Genomic DNA, 16669 nt, shown 5'->3' on the forward strand with positions numbered 1-16669 from the left:
CGGCCGCTCCGGGATGGCCCTGCTCTTGGCCGGCCTGCTGCGCGACTTCGGCGGCACGCTCGGCCCGGCCGTCATCGGCGCGATCGCCCTCAGCCGCGCCGCCGACGAGTTCACGCGGAATCTCTCCGGCTCGAACCTCTCCGCCGAGGTCAAGGCAGCGGCGGCGCAGGTCGCGACCGAAGGCGGGAGCTCGTCAACCTGGGCGTCTCCCGGCTCAACGGCCGCGGGCACTGCCTCGACCTGCACTCCGGCGCCGCGCTGCGCGTCGGCGGGACCACACGGCGGCCGGGGGTGCCGGCGGCCTGGCGGGACACCGAGCGGTTCGCGTCCGAGGAACGCGCGGCCCTGGCGCTCGCGGAGGCGGTCACCGGCCCGTCCGACGACGCCGTTCAGGAGCCGGCCTACTCCGTTGCCCGGCAGGTGGTCGGTGAGGCTCAGGTGTCGGCGGTCATCCGGGTCGCGATCACCAACGCGTTCGACCGCGTCTCGATCCTCAGCAAGCATCCGGTGCGTCAGGGCCCCTTCAACGGCGGCCGGCTCCCTCCCGCCGCACGCGGCCCGTCACCACCACCAGGTCCAGCGCTGCCACCAGCGCCAGTGCCCCGCACACCGCGGCCAGGGTGACCAGGGCACCGCGGCCGGGGGTGTCGCCGGGGCCGGAGCGCGCGGCCCAGACACCGAAGACAGCGGTGCCCGCGGCGAAGACGGGCAGGAAGACGGCGGAGAGCAGCAGACGCGAACGCAGTGCGCTGCGGGCGGTGACCGGTTCGGTGCCGGTTCGAGCGGAGCGCCGGCCGGGGGTGCCGGGCCGCGTCCGCCGTCGGTTGTCGTGGCTCACGGCGCACCCTCCTTCCAGGATGAGGGCGACAGCGTCCGCCCACCCGCGTAGCCCGCCGGGCGGGAAGGCAAACAGGCCGCACCGTTTCCCGTGCCGTGACGGGCGTGACGCACGGCATTCGGGGAACACACTGCATCCTGTACCAGCCGGCAGGAGGAACGTACGAACCTGTGAAGGAGGCGACCATGGCCGAGCCCCCCATCCCCGTACCGCCGGAACCCACCCCGCCCCCGCCGGTCCCCGGCCACCCCGATCCGGCGCCCGGTCCCCCGCTGCCGAAGCCGGTGCCCGAGCCGCCGCCCGGCCCGTCACCCACCCCGCCGCCCGGCCCGCGGCCGCCCGAGCCCGGCCCCGTACCGGAGCCGTCCCCGGCGGGGGCCGCGTCCGCTCACTGAGGCGTCGGCGCGAAGTCGGCGGCCGCGCAGCGCAGCCGGGCGCCCTGGCGCAGGAGTTCCTGCTGGACGACCCGGTGGGGCACCTCGCGGGGGCGCCGGCCGAGGCGGACGGCGAGCGCGGCGCAGACGCCCGCGGCCTGGCCGGTCGCCATCGCGATGGGCATCACGCGGTAGGAGGAGTGCGCCACGTGGGTGCCGGAGATGCAGCGGCCGGCGACCAGCAGCCGCTCCGTGTCCCGGGGCAGCAGGCAGCGCAGGGGGATGTCGTAGTAGCGGCCCCGTGGCACGCGCTTGAGGACGGTTCCGGTGCCCTCCGGGTTGTGGATGTCGATCGGATAGGCGCCGTGCGCGACCACGTCGGTGAAGGGGCGGGCCTGCAGGATGTCGTGCCCGGTGAGCTGGTAGTCGCCGAGGATGCGGCGGGTCTCCCGTACGCCGATCTGGGTGCCGCTCTGCACCGCGTAGGCGTTCTCGAAGCCGGGGACGCGGGTGCGCAGGAAGTGGTCGATCTGGGCCATCTGGCGGCGGGCGGCGCACTCGGCCCGGGTCAGGTCCCAGACGTCGATGCCCAGCGCCCCGGTGACCCGGGTGCTGTTGACGGCGACCTCGTGGGGGTGCGGGGTGCCGAAGAAGAGGATGTCCTCGCGCGACAGGTGGAGTTCGCCCGCCGCCGTGGCCTCCTCGACCAGATCCCACAGCCCGTGCACCCCGCGCCACTGGTCGGGATGGGACCGCACGTAGTCGGCGAACCGGGGCCGTACGAAGTCCACCACCCGGAACATCAGCGTCATCGGCTGTACGAGCCCGTCCTCGGGGCGCCCGATCTCGCAGGGCGCTCCGCAGGCGGCGGCCACGTCGCCGTCGCCGGTCGCGTCGACCACGACCCCCGCGTCGATCACCACCGGTCCTGACTTCGTCTCGAACACCACACGCCAACCGTCGTCCACGGGCAGCGCGGTGGAGGCGAAGGCGTGCAGCAGCAGGCGCACGCCCGCCCCGTCGAGCAGGTCGAGGAGGACGGACTTGTACACCTCCGGATCGAACGGCACGGTGTACCCGGTCTCCAGCGAGGGGGGAATGCAGCCGCCGCGTTCGGTGAGCCGGTCCAGCAACCGCCACAGGAAGCCGGCGACCACCGCCTCGCCCTCGCCGTGGTCGCCGGGCAGCAGCCGGCCGCCCTGCTCCCAGGGATCGTCGAACACGGCCTGTTTGTGCTCGTTGTGGAACGACATCAGCGGCATCACCAGGGCCACGGTGGCGTTGCCGCCGAGGAAGCCGTAGCGCTCCACGAGAACGACGTCGGCACCCGCGTCGGCGGCCGCGTACGCCGCGGCGGTGCCGGCCGGGCCGCCGCCGACGACCAGGACGTCCGTCCGCCCGCCGTGCCGGGCCGGGCGCGGGGGAAGGGTGACGGTCCGGGGGTGGCGCGGTTCTTCCAGGAGGGGCATCGCTTTCTTCCCGTCGGCTCGGTGTCGCTTCCCGTCGGCCAGGTGGCGCGTCCTGTCGGCTCGGGTTCCCTTCCGCCCGCCCCCACTACCTCCCGTCGACCCGGACCGGTTCCGCACCCGGTGTGAACAGGCACAGGTCGGGCTCGCGGTGCCGTCCGGCGTCGCGCGGGCCGCCGTCGAGGGAGTCGAGGAGATCACCGCAGCGCACGCAGGTCTGCCCGGCCAGCGCCCGCAGCCCGGCCACGCGGGCGCCCAGGTCCCCGCGCCGGTCGGGGAATTCGTCCCAGAGCCGGTCCACTTCGGCCAGGAGCAGCCCGGCCTGTTCCCGGGCCACGCCGATCAGCGCCGGCGCGCCGGTGCGCCGGGCGAAGTCGAAGACCTTGCCGGAGTACGGCAGCGGCAGGAACGGCAGGCCGGTGACCGCGGCGAAGATCACGAAGTGCAGGCGCATGCCGACGACCAGGTCGAGGTGGCTCATGAAGCCCAGCACCTGGCCCGGGCTGTAGGAATTGTGCAGGATCCGCCCGAGGTCCGGGGCGCTCATCCGGGACAGCACGCCGTGCGCGTGGTGGACGTCCTGGCGTTCCATCGGTACGAAGACCACGTGCGCGTCCAGGCGCCGGGTCAGGAAGTCGGCCACGTCGGCGAGGAGCGCGTGGTAGCTGGCCTCGTCGAGGTTCTCCGCCGCCCGGCCCGGCTCCCGTACGGACATCCCGATCAGGCGGGTGCCGACGGGCAGGCCCTCCTGGCGCATCATCTGCTCGGTGAAGGGTTCCGGCGGCAGCAGCAGTGCCGGGTCGGCGGTGACGGTGAGCTCGCACTCGACGCCGACCTCCTCCAGGACCAGGCGGGACTCCTCGTCGCGGACCACGACGTCGTCCATCGCGGGCAGCACGGTGCGCACCGCCTCGCGGTCCTCCGGCTCGCGCAGCGGGCCCGCGCCGACGGCGTAGGCGAAGGTGCGCACGCCGCGGTCGTGGGCCGCCCGGACCAGCCGCAGGTAGCGCCGCGCCTCCCCGTCGTAGAGGATCCCGCCGCCGCCGAGCACCAGCAGGTCCAGGCTCGCGATGGCGTCGAGCACGGGTTTCTGCGGGACGCCCTCCCAGGACACCACCTCGTCGGCCTGCGGCTGGTGGAGCCGGGTGTGGTCGGCGTGCCGGCTGAAGACGACGAGGCGGGCGTCCGGCCGGTGCGCGCGCAGGCAGCTCAGTACGCACTTCAGGATCGCCTCGTCACCGATGTTGCACCCGCCGTAGGAGCCGAGCAGGCCGATCCGCAGATCCGACGGGGAGGGGGACGGACGCTGGGTCTGGGTCATCCGGAACTCCTTGTCGAAGGAGGCGACGGGGCCGGACAGCGGTCCGGGGCAGCCCCGCCCACCGGGGGCGGGCCGCGTTGCTGTGGGGGGGGAGGCCCGGTCGTGGTGCCGGGCCCGGGCCGCGCGGCGGCGGGATCATCTCCGGTAAGGGCTCCGTACGCAGATCCGTACGTAGGAACAGTATGGGCGGTCGGAGCGCACCCCGCCTCAGGACCGCGTCCGCCCTTTCCGTCGCCCCCCTGGTCACGTGTGGTGGCCGCACTCCGGGGAACTCGGGGCCAGCCCACCGGGACGGGCAGACACGCTCCAGGGAGGTGCCATGACGACGGACACCGCGCGGTACGACGACGAGGGCGAGGTGCCCCTCGGGGGCTACGCCGTGCTCGCCGGCGCGTTCACGGCGGGTGCCGCCGTGTTCACGGCGGTGGCGCGTCGCCGTGGTGTACGGCTGCCCCAGCGGGTGCCGCCCTGGGACGTCGCCCTCATGGGCACGGCCGCGTACAAGGGTTCCCGGCTGCTGACCAGGGACAAGGTCACCAGCTTCGTACGGGCGCCGTTCACCCGCCGCCGGTCCGAGGACGAGGCCGCCGAAGTCACGGACGAGCCCCGTGGCACTGGGGTACGGCGTGCCGTGGGCGAACTCGTGTCCTGCCCGTTCTGCACCTCGGCCTGGCTGGCCGGCGTCCTGGTGTGCTGCTACGCCTCCGCGCCCCGGGCCACGCGCCTGGTCTGCGGCGGCCTCGGCGCGCTCACGGTGGCGGACTGGCTGCAGTACGCCTGGACCTGGACGCAAGCGGCGAACGCGGAGTGACCGTCCCGGGCCCCCAACGGCAGCAGCGACAGCAGGAGGAATGAGCAGGATGAGCGACCACACCCCCTCCCAGGCCGAGGGCGAGCCGGAGGAGCCCGGCGCCCGCACCACCGCCGACGACCCGGGCCCCGAGCACCCCCCGCCCTCTCAGGCCGAGGGCGACCGCGACGACGTGCCCGACACGGCCGAGGAGACGCCTGGGGGTACGGGTTCCTGACCCGGGCGACACGGCCGACCACCGACACGGCGGGAACCTCACCCCACGTACCGGCGAGCGGGTGAGTCCCGCCGCGCGTGCTGCAGGGCCGTCAGCCGCCGTTCGAGCTCCGGGGGTACGGGGTCGCGCTGCCGCAGGACCCAGGGCAGGCCGGCCGCCGCGCGGGCGAAGGCGCGGGCGGATGCGGCGTCCCGGGGAACGGTGACCATCAGGTGGGCGGTACGGCGCAGGGCGGGCAGGAGCGGGCGGCGCAGCCAGGTGAACCACAGCGTGTTGCGCAGCCCGAGGATCCTGCGGGCGGTGCTGTCCCGCAGGACGGAGGCCTCGTGGTGGACCGTCAGGTCCTCCACGTAGCTCAGCCACCAGCCCTGTCGCAGCAGGTCGGTGGCCAGCAGTTCCTCCTCACCGCCGAGCCACAGGCCGGGGTGGAAGCCGCCCGCGCCGCGGAAGGCGTCGGTGCGCAGCACGGTGGCCGCCGCGAGGAAGGAGCCCAGCGGCGGTCCCGGCAGCCAGTCGGGGCCGGTCAGCGGGGATTCCCGCAGCTCCTGTACGACGGGGTCCTCGGTGCCGGAGGGCTCCACGACGATGCGGGCCGTGACGCCCGCGAGCCGGGGCCGTTTGTCGAGCACGTCCGCCGCGCGCCTGAGGCTGCCGGGCTCCCACCAGGAGTCGTCGTCGCAGAAGGCGACGTAGGGCGTGCGCACCCGGCGCACCGCCAGGTTGCGGCCGACGGCGCCAAGGTTGCGGCCGGGGGTGAGCAGCCGGACGTCGGGGAAGTCACGCCGGACGGCCTCGGCCGTGCCGTCGGTGGAGGCGTTGTCGGTGACGATCACCGGGGGCCGCTCGGGCAGCTCCCGCAACAGCTTGAGCGTCCGCAGGAGTTCGGTGCGCCGGTTGTGGGTGATCACCACCACGGTCGTACGGCCGTCCCGCTCGCCGGTGTGCGCGTTCATACCGGTCCCCTCCCCCGGGGCGCGGGCCCGTCCAGCAGCCGGGCCGCCCGCTCGACGTGCGGGGGCAGCCTGCGGCGCCGGGCGATGGCGGCCGGGAGGCGAGTGAGGACCCCGCGCAGGGCGCGGCGGGCGGCCGGCCGGCCGGTGACGGCGTCGGCCGTCAGACGGGCGCTGGCCTTCAGAGCCACCGGGACCGGGCGGCGCAGCCACAGGGTGAGGACCTCGTTGCGGAGCTGAAGGTGGCCGCGGTCCGCGCGGTGGGATGGCTCGGGGTGGTGGCGGGCGGTCAGGGAGGGGGCGTAGGTGACACCCCAGCCGCCGGCCGCGAGGTCGTAGGCGAGCAGGGTCTCCTCGCCGCCGAAGAAGAGCACCGGGTGGTAGCCGCCCGCGGCGAGGAAGGCGTCCCGGCGCACCACGCAGGCGCAGCCGAGGAAGCCCAGGATCGCAGGGCCCGGAAGGTCGGGATCGCGCGGCAGGGGGGAGGCGGCGAGTACGTCGTTGAGCGGGTCGTCGGCGCCCTCTGGGCCGACGAGGGTGCGGGCGGCGACGAGGCCCAGGCGGGGGTGGGCGTCGAGGATGTCGGCGGCCCGGCCGAGGCTGCCCGGCTCCCACCAGGAGTCGTCGTCGCTGAAGGCGACGTAGGGCGTGCGGGCCTGCTGTACGGCGAGGTTGCGGCCGAGGGCGCCGGTGTTTTGGCCGGGCCTGAGGACGCGGACGGCCGCCGGGTGACGGCGTACCGCGAGCAGGGTGGCGTCGTCGGTGCTGTTGTCGACGACGATGACGGGCGGGCGCTCGGGCAGCGCGGTGAGGGCATCGAGGGTGCGCAGCACGCTGGCGCAGCGGTCGCGGGTGATCACGGCGACGGTGACCCGGCCGTCCGGGGCGTCGGCGCGGGCGGGCGGCGCGTCAGGGACGGACCGAGGGAACACGGCTGTCAACTCCCTTTGCTTCCTCCGTGGTTGGTGGTTCGGGCCGCAGCAGGGAGAGTGCCGCGGCGGTGACCTCGTCGGCCGTGATGCGCAACAGCTGGGGGTCGGGGGCGTCGCCGTGCGGGTCGCCGGGCGGTCCGGGGTGCCACAGGGCGAGGTGGCGCGGGGAGGGCGGTGGGCCCCACAGGTGGGGTGGCACCGGGCCGAAGAGGGTCACGGACGGCGTGCCGTGCGCGACTGCGAGGTGGGCGGGGCCCGTGTCTCCGCTGAGGACCAGCGCCGCGTGGGCGACGAGCGCCGAGAGGGCGCCGAAGGGCAGCCCGCCGCGCAGCACGTCCCGCGCGGGCAGGCCGGTGCGGGCGGCGACGTCCAGCACCAGCGCGTCCTCCTTCGGCCCGCCGGTGAGGACGACCCGGTGACCGGCGGCCCGCAGCCGCTGTGTGACCTCGGCGTAGCGCTCGGCGGGCCAGCGGCGGGCGGCGGCCTCCGCGCCGGGGTGGACGACCACCGCGCCGGGCGCCGGGGAGGGCGCGGACGGCGGGGGAAGGCGTACGTCGTCCGGGTCGGCGGGGATGCCGTACGCCCTCAGGAAGCGGCACCACCGGGCGCGCTCGTGCTCGTCCGGCCGCCACTCGGGGGGCCGGCCGGGTACGGGGTCGGGCTGGGCGAAGGCGAGCAGGCGGCCGGGGTGGAGGGCGGCGAGGGCGTCGCGGCTCTCGGGGCCGTTGCCGTGCAGGTCGATCGCGAGGACGGGGGGCGGTCCCGGCCAGTGCTCCAGCGACGGCACGCCCCGGTTCGGCGCATCGGCGGGCAGGACGTCGTCGACGCTCCCGGTGGCGAGGGCGGCCTCGGTGAGCGCCGGGGGCAGCGCCAGGACGACGCGGTGCCGGGGGAAGGCCCGGCGGATGCCGCGCAGCGCGGGCACTGAGGCGAGGAGGTCGCCGAGGCCCAGCGCGCGCAGCACCAGCAGGCGGGGCTTCTCCGGTGCGGCGGTCACCGTCACCTCCGTCCGTTCGAGCCGGTCCGCGCCAGGTTCTGCGGGCGCGGACCCAGGGCCGCCCGTTCGGCGATGCCGGTGGTGGAGCGGCCGTCGAGGTAGGGGAACAGCACGACCTGCCCGCCCCAGCTCGCCACGAGGGACGCCTCCGGCAGCTCGGCCAGGGCGTAGTCGCCGCCCTTGGCCCAGATGTGCGGGCGCAGTTCGCCGAGCAGCCGTTCCGGGGTGTCCTCGTCGAACACGGCGACCGCGTCGACGCACTCGAGGGCGCGCAGCACCCGGATCCGGTCCGCCTCCGGCACGAGCGGGCGGCCGTCGCCCTTGCGGCGGCGCACGGACGCGTCGGAGTTGACGCACACGATCAGGCAGTCGCCGGTGCGGCGCGCGGCCTGGAGGAGGGCGACGTGCCCGGCGTGCAGCAGGTCGAAGCAGCCGCCGGCGGCGACGACGGTGCCGCCCGCCGCGCGGACCCGGGTGGCCGTGCGCAGGGCGTCCCCGGTGGGCTCGCGGCCGGCCGCCGGGCGGGGCTCCTCAGCGGTGCCGGTCTCGGTGCCGAGGGAGCGGACGCCGCCCTCGGCGACGTACCGGGTGGCGGCGTGCACGGCCCCGCGTACGGCGGTCTCGGTGAGTTCGCCGTCCGCGAGGAGGCCGGCGGCCGTCGCGGCGAACCGGTCCCCGGCCCCGCAGGCGTCGCCCTCGGCGGTGACCGGCGAGGGCACCATGAGCGGGGTTCCGCCGTGGGACAGCAGCGCGCCCCGGCCGCCCAGGGTCACGGTGACGCAGGCCGCCCGCCAGGCGTGGACGAGGGTGTCGGCGTCCCGGGCGGCGGTGCGCAGTCCGCTGCCCTCCTGCGGCTCGTCCCCGCCGCCGAGGCGGCTCGCGAAAGTGCGGGCCTCGGTCGCCGACGGGGTCGCCACGCGGACGCCGGGCACCGGCGGCTCGCCGCGCGGGTGCGGGTCCCAGACGACGGGCACGTGCGCCGCCGCGCCGGCCAGTGCCTCGCGCAGGACGCCGGCGGTGCCGCGGCCGTAGTCGGCGACCAGGACGGCCCCGGCGTCGGCGACCGCCCGGCGGCCCTCGTCGGTGGCGCTCCCGGCCCGCCCGTCGCCGTCGTCCAGGCGCAGCAGCGGCGTGCCCTCCGCGAGGACGCGGGTCTTGCTGGACAGGGCGCCGGTCAGGGGCAGTTCGACCCGGCGGACCCGGCCGGCCAGCAGCTCGCGGAGGGTGTCACTGGCCGGGTCGTCGCCCAGCGCGGTGACGAGGGTGACCTCGCGGCCGTCGGCGGCGGCGAGGAAGGCGGCGAGGGCGGCGCCGCCCGGGCGGGTGGCACGCCGGACCCCGCTGACGACCGGTACGGGCGCGTCGGGGGCGAGGCGCTCGGCCCGGCCCGTCAGGTCGTGGTCGAGCAGCGCGTCCCCGACGACGAGCAGCGGTGCGGGGGCGGTCATACGGCGTCCTCCCCCGACGCCGTCCAGCGCCGTTGCCGCTTCCGCCCGGCGGCGCACCGCTCCCGGTCCCGCTGGGCGACGGCCTGGTCGAAGGCCTCGCACAGCATGTGCACGGTCACCAGGTGCAGTTCCTGGACGGTGGCGCCGGTCGCCGCCTCGACGCACAGGGCCTCGTCGGCGGCGGCCTGCAGCGGGTTGGGCGCGGGGCCGGTCAGGGCCCAGACGGTCATGCCGAGGCGGTGCGCCTCCTCCGCCGCGACCAGCAGGTTGGCGCTGGCGCCGCTGGTGGACAGCAGCATCAGTACGTCGCCGTCGCGGCCGTGGGCTGCGACCTGCCGGGCGAATATCTCCTGCACGCCGTAGTCGTTGGCGATGGCGGTGGTGGAGGAGGTGTCGGCGTGCAGCGCGAGCGCGGAGAACGCCGGGCGGTCCTCGCGGTAGCGGCCGACCAGTTCGGCGGTCAGGTGCTGGGCCTGGGCCGCGCTGCCGCCGTTGCCCGCGACCAGGAGCCGGGCGCCGCCACCGAGCCGGCCGGCCAGGGCGGTGCCCCAGCGCTGGATCAGCGGGGCGTCCTCGCGGAATCCTTCGAGGGCCTTCATCAGGTCGTCGCAGTGCGTGACATCGGTGACGAGTTTCATCGGACGACTCCCGAGAGCGAGGGGACGGAGGAGACGGCGCTGTAGACCCGGGCCACGCCGTCGGCCACGCGGTCCCAGGTGTAGCGGTCCAGGACGCGCTGCCGTCCCTGGGCCCCGTACCGGGCGAGCAGGGCCGGGTCGTCGAGCAGGCGGCGGATGGTCGCGCCGATGTCGTGATCCCCCTCGGCGGAGGCGTCGGCCGGGACCAGGACCCCGGTGTGACCGTCCACCACGGTGTCGAGCTGGCCGCCGACGGCGGTGGCGACCACGGGGGCCCGGCAGGCCATGGCTTCGACCGGGACGATGCCGAACGGCTCGTAGCGGGGCAGGGACAGCACCAGGTCGGCACTGGACATCAGGCGGGGCATCGCCTCGCGGCTCACCCCGCCCAGCAGCGTCACCCGGTCGGCGACCCCGTACTCCTCGGCGATCGCCCGGAGCCGCTCCGCCTCCGGTTCGGCGGCGAGCAGGGCCTGTTCGGGCCCGCCGGCGACGAGGAGTTCGGCCTCGGGAACGTCGGCCAGGGCGCGGATGGCACGGTCGAAGCCCTTGCGCGGGACGAGCCGGCCGACCGTCAGCAGCCGCCGGGGCGCGGACCTGTCGCGCTCGGCGCCGGGGACGGGGGCGAACTGGTCGGGGTCCACCCCGCAGGGCACGACGGAGATGGTGCGCCGGGACAGACCCATGGCCTCCAGTTCCGCCACCTCGTCCCGGCAGGTCGCGATGATGGCGTCGGCCTCGCGGCCCACGGCGGTCTCGATCGCGATGCGGTCGGCCGGGCTGGTGTCGGCGGCGCCCTGGTACCGCTTCTTCACGGTGCCCAGGGCGTGGTAGGTCTGCACGACCGGTATGCCCGGGTCGCGGGCTCCGGCGAGGGCGGCCATGCCGGACATCCAGAAGTGGGCGTGCACGACGTCAGGCGGGTCAGCCGCCCACTCCTGGGCCAGCCAGGCGCCGAACTCCGGCATGTAGGGCAGGAGTTCGTCCTTGGGTATCGGGGCCGGCGGTCCGGCCGGTACGTGCACGACCCTGACGCCGTCGGGCGTGGTGACCCGGTCCGGCAGCCGAGGGGCGTCCCGGCGTGTGTACACGACCACCTCGTGGCCGCGGCGGGCCAGTTGCCGGGCGACCTGGGCCACGTACACGTTCTGGCCGCCCGCGTCCGGTCCGCCGAGCTCGGCCAGCGGGCTGGCGTGCTCGGACACCATGGCTACGCGGCCGGCCGAGGGGTAGCTGTGGCTCATCGGGTGACCTCCTTGATCAGGCGCTCCCAGTCGTCGCGGAAGCGCCGCTCTCCGTAGCGGGCCTGTGCCGCAGCCCGGGCGGCCTCCCCTGTCTGCCGGGCGTGCGCGGGATCCGCGAGGAATCCCCGCACCGCGTCCTGAAGCACGTCGAACCGGTTGGAGACCACCCCCGCACCCTCGGGCACGGCCTCGCGCACCTCGGTGGTGTCCAGAGCCACCACGGGCATGCCGAGGAACATCGCCTCCAGCAGGGACAGTCCGAGCGAGGTCCAGCGGACGGGGTGGACGTAGAGGCGGCACCGGGCCATCGCCGGGTGCAGTTCGCCCTGGGGCAGGTCCCGGCTGCGGCAGCGGTCGGGCGGGAGTCCGAGGTGGTCGGCGAGTCGCTCGGTGCGCATGCCGAACACGTCCAGCGGCGCCCAGCGCGCGAACGCCGGCAACAGGTCCGTTCCGGTGGTACGGCCCCGCCGTACGGGCTCGTTGACGACGACCGCGGCGCGGGGCTCCTCGCCGGTCCACAGGGGGCCCGGGTCGATGATCCCGTGCTCGATCACCTCGGTCGGCGCCCGGCCGTTGTCCCACATCAGGCGGTTGAAGTGGGTGACGTGCACGAGGGTGACGTCGGTGCGGCCGGCGAGCGGGTGGCGGGTGCCGACGGGGGTCTCGTGCGGGCTGTTGTGCTCGACGTACACGGCGGGCACGTCGATGCCGGGACGGCGGCCGGTCCATCGGTGGGCCAGCTCCAGTTCGTGCGGCCGCTGGAGCACCATCAGGTCGATGCCGGCCTCCCGCAGCCCGGCCGGGCTCAGCTCCCGTACCGAGTCCGGCCACTGCCAGGTGCGGGCCCGCCCGAGGCCGTCCGGTCCGCGGTCGGGCAGTACCGGCACGAGGTAGGTGTACGGCCCCTGAACGAACGAAGTCAGCCACGAGCCGTGCACATGCCAGACAAGGACGTTCATGCGCTCTCCTTGTTCACGCGCTCCTTGAGGAGTTTCTGCACCGCGCGCACCACGTCCTGGGCCGTGACCTCCTCCAGGCACGGATGGCCGGGGACGGGACACTCCCGGGCCCTGCTGTCGGCGCACGGCGCCCGCTGGTCGCCGAGGAGCACGCACGGCACCCCGTACGGGGCCCACCGCCCGGCCGGGACGACCGGCGCGAACAGGGACACCACCGGCGTCCCGACGGCCGCCGCCAGGTGGGCGGGGCCGGTGTTGCCGCACACCACGGCGTCGGCCATGCGCAGCACGCCCGCCAGGGTGCGCGGGTCGGTGCGGCCACCGAGGTCCGCCCCGGTGTCGCCGCTGACCCGCCGGGTGAGCTCCCGCTCGCCGGGACCTCCGGTGACCACGACCCGGTGACCGGCGTCCGTGAGCAGGGCCACCGCCTCCGCGCAGCGCCCGGGGCTCCAGGCCCGGGCGGGCGCGCTCGCGCCGGGGTGGACGACGACGTACGGCCCGTCGCCGGTCAGCGCGACGGTGTCCGGTGGCGGCACGACCCGCAGCCGGCCGTCGTCGCCCGGCCGCGGCAGGAAGCCCATCGCCGCGGCGGTGTCGAGCGCGGCCTCGGCCTCGTGCCGGCCCGGCAGCCGCCGGTGCCGTACGTCGAGGAGCCGGCCGGGGTGGTCGACGCTGTCCGCGCCGATCCGCCCGACTCCGGCCAGCCGCAGCAGCAGGGCCGTGGGCAGCGGGCTCTGGTGGAAGGAGGTGAGGACGAGGGCGGTGTCGAAGGCGCCCTCCCTCAGGCGCCGGACGAGCCCGTCGACGTCCGCCTCGTCCACGGCGGGCGGGTCGAATCCCTCCCAGGGCGCCTCCCACACGATCACGTCGTCGACACCGGGGAGCAGCCGCGCGGCGGGCTCACCCTTCGGCCCGCAGACCATCGTGACGTGCGCACTGTGCGCGGCGACCGCCCGCACGGCGGGCCCGGCGAGCAGCACGTCGCCGAAGCTGTCGAGGCGTACGACCAGGGACTTCACGGGCGGTCACCTCGCTTCCCCGCGGTGAGGATCCGCCGTACGGCCGTGAGCACGTCGGTGGCGGTGCTGGGGGCCGCGGCGACCTCCTCGGGGCGGGTCGCGGCGTTGGGGACGAGCACGCCCTGTGCGCCCGCGGCCCGGGCGGCCAGGACGTCGCCCTCGATGTCGCCGATCACCGCGCACTCCCGCGGGTCCACGCCCAGGCGCCGGGCCGCCTCGAGGACCAGGCCCGGGCGGGGTTTGCGGCAGGCGCAGCCGGCCTCGGGCGGGTGCGGGCAGTAGACCCAGGTGCCGAGGCCGCCGAGCAGGGCGTCCGCCCGGTCGTTGACGCGGCGCACGTCGGCGTCGGTGAGCAGCCCGCGGCCGATGCCGGACTGGTTGCTGACCACCCCGGTGGGGATGCCCGCGGCCCGCAGCAGCGCCACGGCCTCCCGGGCGCCGGGGAGCAGCCGCACCCGGCCGGGGTCGCCGTTGTAGGGGACGTCCTCGACGAGGGTGCCGTCGCGGTCGAAGAGGACGGCGGCCACGGAGGTGTGGCCCGGGGGCCGGGGGTGCACGGGGTCCTCCACGGCGGCGGGGTCTTCCAGGACGGCCGGGTCCGCGGACCAGGCACGCGGGGTGTGCTCCCCGGCGGTGGCGTGCACGGTCCGCTCGATCACGGCGTGCTCCCCGGGCGAGTGCCGCGCGGTCCCGGCGTTCACGGCGTGCTCCCCGGCAGCGTCACCCGCGATCCCGGCGCCCGGGGCGTCATCGCCGACGGCTCGGCCCGCCGTTCCCGCGCTCGTGTCGCGCTGCCCAGCGGGGCGGCGCCCCGATGCCGTACCAGTCCGGTGAGCCAGTGGCGGACCGCGAGCGGGGGGATGACCACGCTGGTGGCGGCCATGGTGAGGATCTCGGACGTGGTGCGGGGCCCGGGGAGGATGCGGGCCAGCGCGAACTCGGCGGTGCCCAGGGCCCACAGGGCGCCCGCGGCTCCGGCGGCGCGGCGGCGGCCGGTCAGGGCGAGCACAGGGGCCGCGAGGGCGAGGGAGGTCACCAGGGCGTGCCGGGGCAGCCGGCCGCGCGGGGCGCGGGCGCGGTCCCACCAGTCGCGGCCATGGAGGTGGTTCATCAGCGCGTCGTCGGCGTTGCCGCGCTGGGCCCGTACCGACACCCACCGGTCGGCCGTGCGCACCGGGTGGCGGGTGGTGCGCCGCCCGCGGTGCAGCGACCAGCCGGCTGCCAGTACCCGCAGCGCCAGGTCGGCGTCCTCCCGGAAGGCGCTGCGGAACCGCTCGTCGAAGCCCTGGACGCCGGCCAGCGCCGCCGTCCGGTAGGCCATGTCGGCGGTGGCCCAGGCCGCCTGTTCCAGCCCGGCGGTGCCCCGCTCCCAGTCGGTGGGCCGGCGGTCGGCGGGCAGCGGTACGGTCAGGCGGCCCTGGATGCCGCCGGTGGTGGCGGAGGCCTCCGCGAGGTCCTCGGCGAGGCGGTCGGACCAGTCGGGCAGCACCTGGACGTCGTCGTCGAGGAAGACGGTCCAGGGCGTGGCTACCGTGCGCCACCCGGTGTTGCGGGCGGCGGCGGGTCCGCGTCCCCCGCTGCGCAGCGTGCGTACGCGGTCGAGCAGGACCCCGGCCCCGTCCAGGGGCAGCGGCGCGCCGGGATCCGGGCGGTCGTCGACGACCACGACCTCCTCGGGCGGACAGCCGGAGGTCGCCGCGGCGAGCGCGCGCAGGCAGCCGGCGAGGCAGTCGCGCCCGATCGTCGGGATGACGACGGAGTAGGCGGGGGTGCGCGTCGTGTGAGCGTCCGTCATGCGAACACCTTCTTCCGCCGGATCGCGAACGGGCCGAGGGCAAGCAGGTCGACGGGCGCGGAGCCGAAGCACTCCAGGGCGTCGCGCGGGTCGTCGACCATCGGCCGGCCCGCCGTGTTGAGGCTGGTGTTGACCACCACGGGCAGTCCGGTCCGCCGCTCGAACCCGTCGATCATCCGGGCCACCAGCGGCTCTTGCGTGCGGTCCACGGTCTGGATGCGGGCCGTACCGTCCACGTGGACGACGGCCGGGATCCTCTCACGCCACTCGTCGGCGACGTGATGGACGAACAGCATGTACGGGCTGGGCAGCGGCCCGTCGAACAGCTCGGCGGCCCGTTCCGTCAGCACCATGGGGGCGACGGGCCGGAACTCCTCGCGTCCCTTCACGGCGTTGAGGCGCTCCAGGTTCCCGGCGCGCCCGGGGTGGGCGAGCAGCGAGCGGTGGCCGAGGGCCCGGGGGCCGTACTCGCTGCGCCCCTGGAACCAGGCCACGATGCCGTCCCGGGCGAGCTCCTCGGCGACCGCCTCGGCGATGTCGTCGGGCTCCTCGTAGGGGACGGCCGCCCGCTCCAGCCGGGCGCGCAGTTCGTCGTCGCTCCAGCCCCGGCCGAGGGCGGCGGTCGGCATGGCCTCCACCGTCTCCTTCTGGTGGGCGACGTGCAGGGCGGCGCCCAGCGCGGTGCCCGCGTCGCCGGCGGCGGGCTGCACCCAGATCCGCTCGAAGGGGCCTTCGCGATACATCCGGGTGTTGGCCACGCAGTTGAGCGCCACACCGCCCGCCAGCGTCAGCACGTCCTCGCCGGTCCGGTCGTGCAGCCACCGCACCAGGCCGAGCAGGACCTCCTCCAGGCAGGCCTGGGCGCTGGCCGCGATGTCGGCGTGGTCCTGCGACCAGGGGCCCCCCGCCGGACGCGGCGGCACGAGCGACGCCCAGGGCACGGGCCGGGCCCGGAATCCGCCCCGGCCGTCGAGGTGGACGTACTCGCGCAGCCGGCCGAGGAAGCGCGGCTCGCCGTAGGAAGCGAGCGCCATCACCTTGAACTCGTCGCTGCTCCGCAGGAATCCGAGGTGCTGGGTGAGGTCCTCGTAGAACAGGCCCATGGAGTCGGGCAGCGACTGCGAACCCAGCACGGTCAGTTCGCGGTTGACATAGCGGCCGGCGAGATGGGAGCCGCATTCGCCGCGCCCGTCCAGTACCAGCACGGCGCAGTCCGGGTACGGCGAGGCCTGGCCGGCCGAGGCGGCGTGCGCGACGTGGTGGGCGACGAACCGGACCTTCTCAGGGCCGAGTCCGGGCAGCGCCTCGGCGAGGAACTCCGGTGCCCGGCGGGCGTATTCCTGGCGCAGGTGGTCCCAGGGGTCGTTCAGGCCCATCCGGTCGGCCGGCCGGGCGAGTTCGGGGTCGTAGGAGTAGGCGACCGCGTCCAGGTCGGACGGGGTCAGGCCGGCCTGGTCCAGGCACCATCGGGCGGACAGTTCGGGCAGTTCCCAGGCGGAGAAGGGGACGGGCCGCTTGCCGTGCTTGCGCCGGCTGAAGCGCTCCTCCTCCGCGGCGGCCACGATCCGGCCGTCCACGACGAGGGCCGCGGCGGGGTCGTGGAAGAGGGCGTTGATTCCCAGGACGCGCATGCAGTGCCTCCGTGGCGGCGTGGTGGGCG

Annotated in this window: 18 protein-coding genes; 4 read left to right on the top strand and 14 right to left on the bottom strand. The window is 75.8% G+C overall.

The genetic code is table 11. The annotated features are described in order from the left end of the window. Nucleotides 1-198: 198 nt before the first annotated feature. The gene (locus tag ACIBBH_RS06235) at nucleotides 199-624 is read left to right on the top strand and encodes a carboxymuconolactone decarboxylase family protein (protein WP_399402725.1); all 426 of its coding nucleotides are present in this window, start codon (nucleotides 199-201) and stop codon (nucleotides 622-624) included. Here the strand turns inward: ACIBBH_RS06235 and ACIBBH_RS06240 are convergent. After that, a complete protein-coding gene (locus ACIBBH_RS06240) occupies nucleotides 524-838 on the bottom strand; it encodes a DUF6343 family protein (protein WP_399402424.1) in 315 nt (104 codons plus the stop codon). The genes ACIBBH_RS06235 and ACIBBH_RS06240 overlap by 101 nt on opposite strands. Nucleotides 839-1023: 185 nt before the next feature. On the opposite strand from ACIBBH_RS06240, the gene ACIBBH_RS06245 reads away from it, so the two are divergent. Beyond that, nucleotides 1024-1233: a hypothetical protein gene (locus ACIBBH_RS06245; RefSeq protein ID WP_399402425.1), complete on the top strand. Its 210-nt coding sequence runs from the start codon at nucleotides 1024-1026 to the stop codon at nucleotides 1231-1233. Here the strand turns inward: ACIBBH_RS06245 and ACIBBH_RS06250 are convergent. Beyond that, nucleotides 1227-2681, bottom strand: a complete 1455-nt coding sequence (locus ACIBBH_RS06250; RefSeq protein WP_399402427.1) for an FAD-dependent oxidoreductase — start codon at nucleotides 2679-2681, stop codon at nucleotides 1227-1229. The genes ACIBBH_RS06245 and ACIBBH_RS06250 overlap by 7 nt on opposite strands. 85 nt (nucleotides 2682-2766) lie before the next feature. Then, nucleotides 2767-3999: a polysaccharide pyruvyl transferase family protein gene (locus ACIBBH_RS06255; RefSeq protein WP_399402429.1), complete on the bottom strand. Its 1233-nt coding sequence runs from the start codon at nucleotides 3997-3999 to the stop codon at nucleotides 2767-2769. A 319-nt stretch (nucleotides 4000-4318) separates the two neighbouring features. On the opposite strand from ACIBBH_RS06255, the gene ACIBBH_RS06260 reads away from it, so the two are divergent. Then, nucleotides 4319-4810 carry a DUF1360 domain-containing protein gene (locus ACIBBH_RS06260; RefSeq protein ID WP_399402431.1) on the top strand — a complete coding sequence of 164 codons (492 nt, stop codon included), beginning with the start codon at nucleotides 4319-4321 and terminating at the stop codon, nucleotides 4808-4810. Between the two features lie 49 nt (nucleotides 4811-4859). Then, nucleotides 4860-5027, top strand: coding sequence for a hypothetical protein (locus ACIBBH_RS06265; protein ID WP_399402432.1), 168 nt, complete (start codon nucleotides 4860-4862; stop codon nucleotides 5025-5027). Nucleotides 5028-5065: 38 nt separating this feature from the next. Here the strand turns inward: ACIBBH_RS06265 and ACIBBH_RS06270 are convergent, their stop codons facing one another. The 11 genes from ACIBBH_RS06270 to ACIBBH_RS06320 are packed head-to-tail and all read right to left on the bottom strand — an operon-like array spanning nucleotide 5066 to nucleotide 16640. Continuing rightward, nucleotides 5066-5980: a glycosyltransferase family 2 protein gene (locus ACIBBH_RS06270; RefSeq protein WP_399402434.1), complete on the bottom strand. Its 915-nt coding sequence runs from the start codon at nucleotides 5978-5980 to the stop codon at nucleotides 5066-5068. After that, nucleotides 5977-6909: a glycosyltransferase family 2 protein gene (locus ACIBBH_RS06275; RefSeq protein WP_399402436.1), complete on the bottom strand. Its 933-nt coding sequence runs from the start codon at nucleotides 6907-6909 to the stop codon at nucleotides 5977-5979. Before ACIBBH_RS06275 ends, ACIBBH_RS06270 begins: the two co-directional genes overlap by 4 nt. Further along, nucleotides 6887-7906: a glycosyltransferase family 9 protein gene (locus ACIBBH_RS06280; RefSeq protein WP_399402438.1), complete on the bottom strand. Its 1020-nt coding sequence runs from the start codon at nucleotides 7904-7906 to the stop codon at nucleotides 6887-6889. Before ACIBBH_RS06280 ends, ACIBBH_RS06275 begins: the two co-directional genes overlap by 23 nt. 2 nt (nucleotides 7907-7908) lie before the next feature. Further along, a complete protein-coding gene (rfaE2, locus tag ACIBBH_RS06285; RefSeq protein ID WP_399402440.1) occupies nucleotides 7909-9354 on the bottom strand; it encodes a D-glycero-beta-D-manno-heptose 1-phosphate adenylyltransferase in 1446 nt (481 codons plus the stop codon). Then, a complete protein-coding gene (locus ACIBBH_RS06290; RefSeq protein ID WP_399402442.1) occupies nucleotides 9351-9992 on the bottom strand; it encodes an SIS domain-containing protein in 642 nt (213 codons plus the stop codon). The genes rfaE2 and ACIBBH_RS06290 overlap by 4 nt, the downstream gene beginning before the upstream one ends. Then, nucleotides 9989-11236 carry a glycosyltransferase gene (locus tag ACIBBH_RS06295; RefSeq protein ID WP_399402444.1) on the bottom strand — a complete coding sequence of 416 codons (1248 nt, stop codon included), beginning with the start codon at nucleotides 11234-11236 and terminating at the stop codon, nucleotides 9989-9991. The genes ACIBBH_RS06290 and ACIBBH_RS06295 overlap by 4 nt, the downstream gene beginning before the upstream one ends. Beyond that, nucleotides 11233-12195: a glycosyltransferase gene (locus ACIBBH_RS06300; RefSeq protein WP_399402446.1), complete on the bottom strand. Its 963-nt coding sequence runs from the start codon at nucleotides 12193-12195 to the stop codon at nucleotides 11233-11235. Before ACIBBH_RS06300 ends, ACIBBH_RS06295 begins: the two co-directional genes overlap by 4 nt. Beyond that, a complete protein-coding gene (locus tag ACIBBH_RS06305) occupies nucleotides 12192-13214 on the bottom strand; it encodes a glycosyltransferase family 9 protein (protein WP_399402448.1) in 1023 nt (340 codons plus the stop codon). Before ACIBBH_RS06305 ends, ACIBBH_RS06300 begins: the two co-directional genes overlap by 4 nt. Next, nucleotides 13211-13915 (bottom strand): D-glycero-alpha-D-manno-heptose-1,7-bisphosphate 7-phosphatase, encoded by a 705-nt coding sequence (locus ACIBBH_RS06310; RefSeq protein WP_399402449.1) that lies wholly within the window; start codon nucleotides 13913-13915, stop codon nucleotides 13211-13213. Before ACIBBH_RS06310 ends, ACIBBH_RS06305 begins: the two co-directional genes overlap by 4 nt. Further along, on the bottom strand, nucleotides 13912-15009 hold the full coding sequence (locus tag ACIBBH_RS06315) for a glycosyltransferase family 2 protein (RefSeq protein WP_399402451.1): 1098 nt from the start codon (nucleotides 15007-15009) through the stop codon (nucleotides 13912-13914). Before ACIBBH_RS06315 ends, ACIBBH_RS06310 begins: the two co-directional genes overlap by 4 nt. Beyond that, the gene (locus ACIBBH_RS06320; protein ID WP_399402453.1) at nucleotides 15006-16640 is read right to left on the bottom strand and encodes a carbamoyltransferase; all 1635 of its coding nucleotides are present in this window, start codon (nucleotides 16638-16640) and stop codon (nucleotides 15006-15008) included. The genes ACIBBH_RS06315 and ACIBBH_RS06320 overlap by 4 nt, the downstream gene beginning before the upstream one ends. Nucleotides 16641-16669 lie beyond the last annotated feature (29 nt).

It is taken from the genome of Streptomyces sp. NPDC051636, assembly GCF_044453765.1.
In the GTDB taxonomy this organism is placed as follows: domain Bacteria; phylum Actinomycetota; class Actinomycetes; order Streptomycetales; family Streptomycetaceae; genus Streptomyces.

Bases quoted from the DNA above. Each gene is read 5' to 3' on its own strand.
- ACIBBH_RS06290 (WP_399402442.1), bottom strand. From the start codon at position 9,992: ATGAAACTCGTCACCGATGTCACGCACTGCGACGACCTGATGAAGGCC.
- ACIBBH_RS06320 (WP_399402453.1), bottom strand. From the start codon at position 16,640: ATGCGCGTCCTGGGAATCAACGCCCTCTTCCACGACCCCGCCGCGGCC.
- rfaE2 (WP_399402440.1), bottom strand. From the start codon at position 9,354: ATGACCGCCCCCGCACCGCTGCTCGTCGTCGGGGACGCGCTGCTCGAC.
- ACIBBH_RS06250 (WP_399402427.1), bottom strand. From the start codon at position 2,681: ATGCCCCTCCTGGAAGAACCGCGCCACCCCCGGACCGTCACCCTTCCC.
- ACIBBH_RS06260 (WP_399402431.1), top strand. From the start codon at position 4,319: ATGACGACGGACACCGCGCGGTACGACGACGAGGGCGAGGTGCCCCTC.
- ACIBBH_RS06315 (WP_399402451.1), bottom strand. From the start codon at position 15,009: ATGACGGACGCTCACACGACGCGCACCCCCGCCTACTCCGTCGTCATC.
- ACIBBH_RS06255 (WP_399402429.1), bottom strand. From the start codon at position 3,999: ATGACCCAGACCCAGCGTCCGTCCCCCTCCCCGTCGGATCTGCGGATC.
- ACIBBH_RS06300 (WP_399402446.1), bottom strand. From the start codon at position 12,195: ATGAACGTCCTTGTCTGGCATGTGCACGGCTCGTGGCTGACTTCGTTC.
- ACIBBH_RS06245 (WP_399402425.1), top strand. From the start codon at position 1,024: ATGGCCGAGCCCCCCATCCCCGTACCGCCGGAACCCACCCCGCCCCCG.
- ACIBBH_RS06265 (WP_399402432.1), top strand. From the start codon at position 4,860: ATGAGCGACCACACCCCCTCCCAGGCCGAGGGCGAGCCGGAGGAGCCC.
- ACIBBH_RS06295 (WP_399402444.1), bottom strand. From the start codon at position 11,236: ATGAGCCACAGCTACCCCTCGGCCGGCCGCGTAGCCATGGTGTCCGAG.
- ACIBBH_RS06270 (WP_399402434.1), bottom strand. From the start codon at position 5,980: ATGAACGCGCACACCGGCGAGCGGGACGGCCGTACGACCGTGGTGGTG.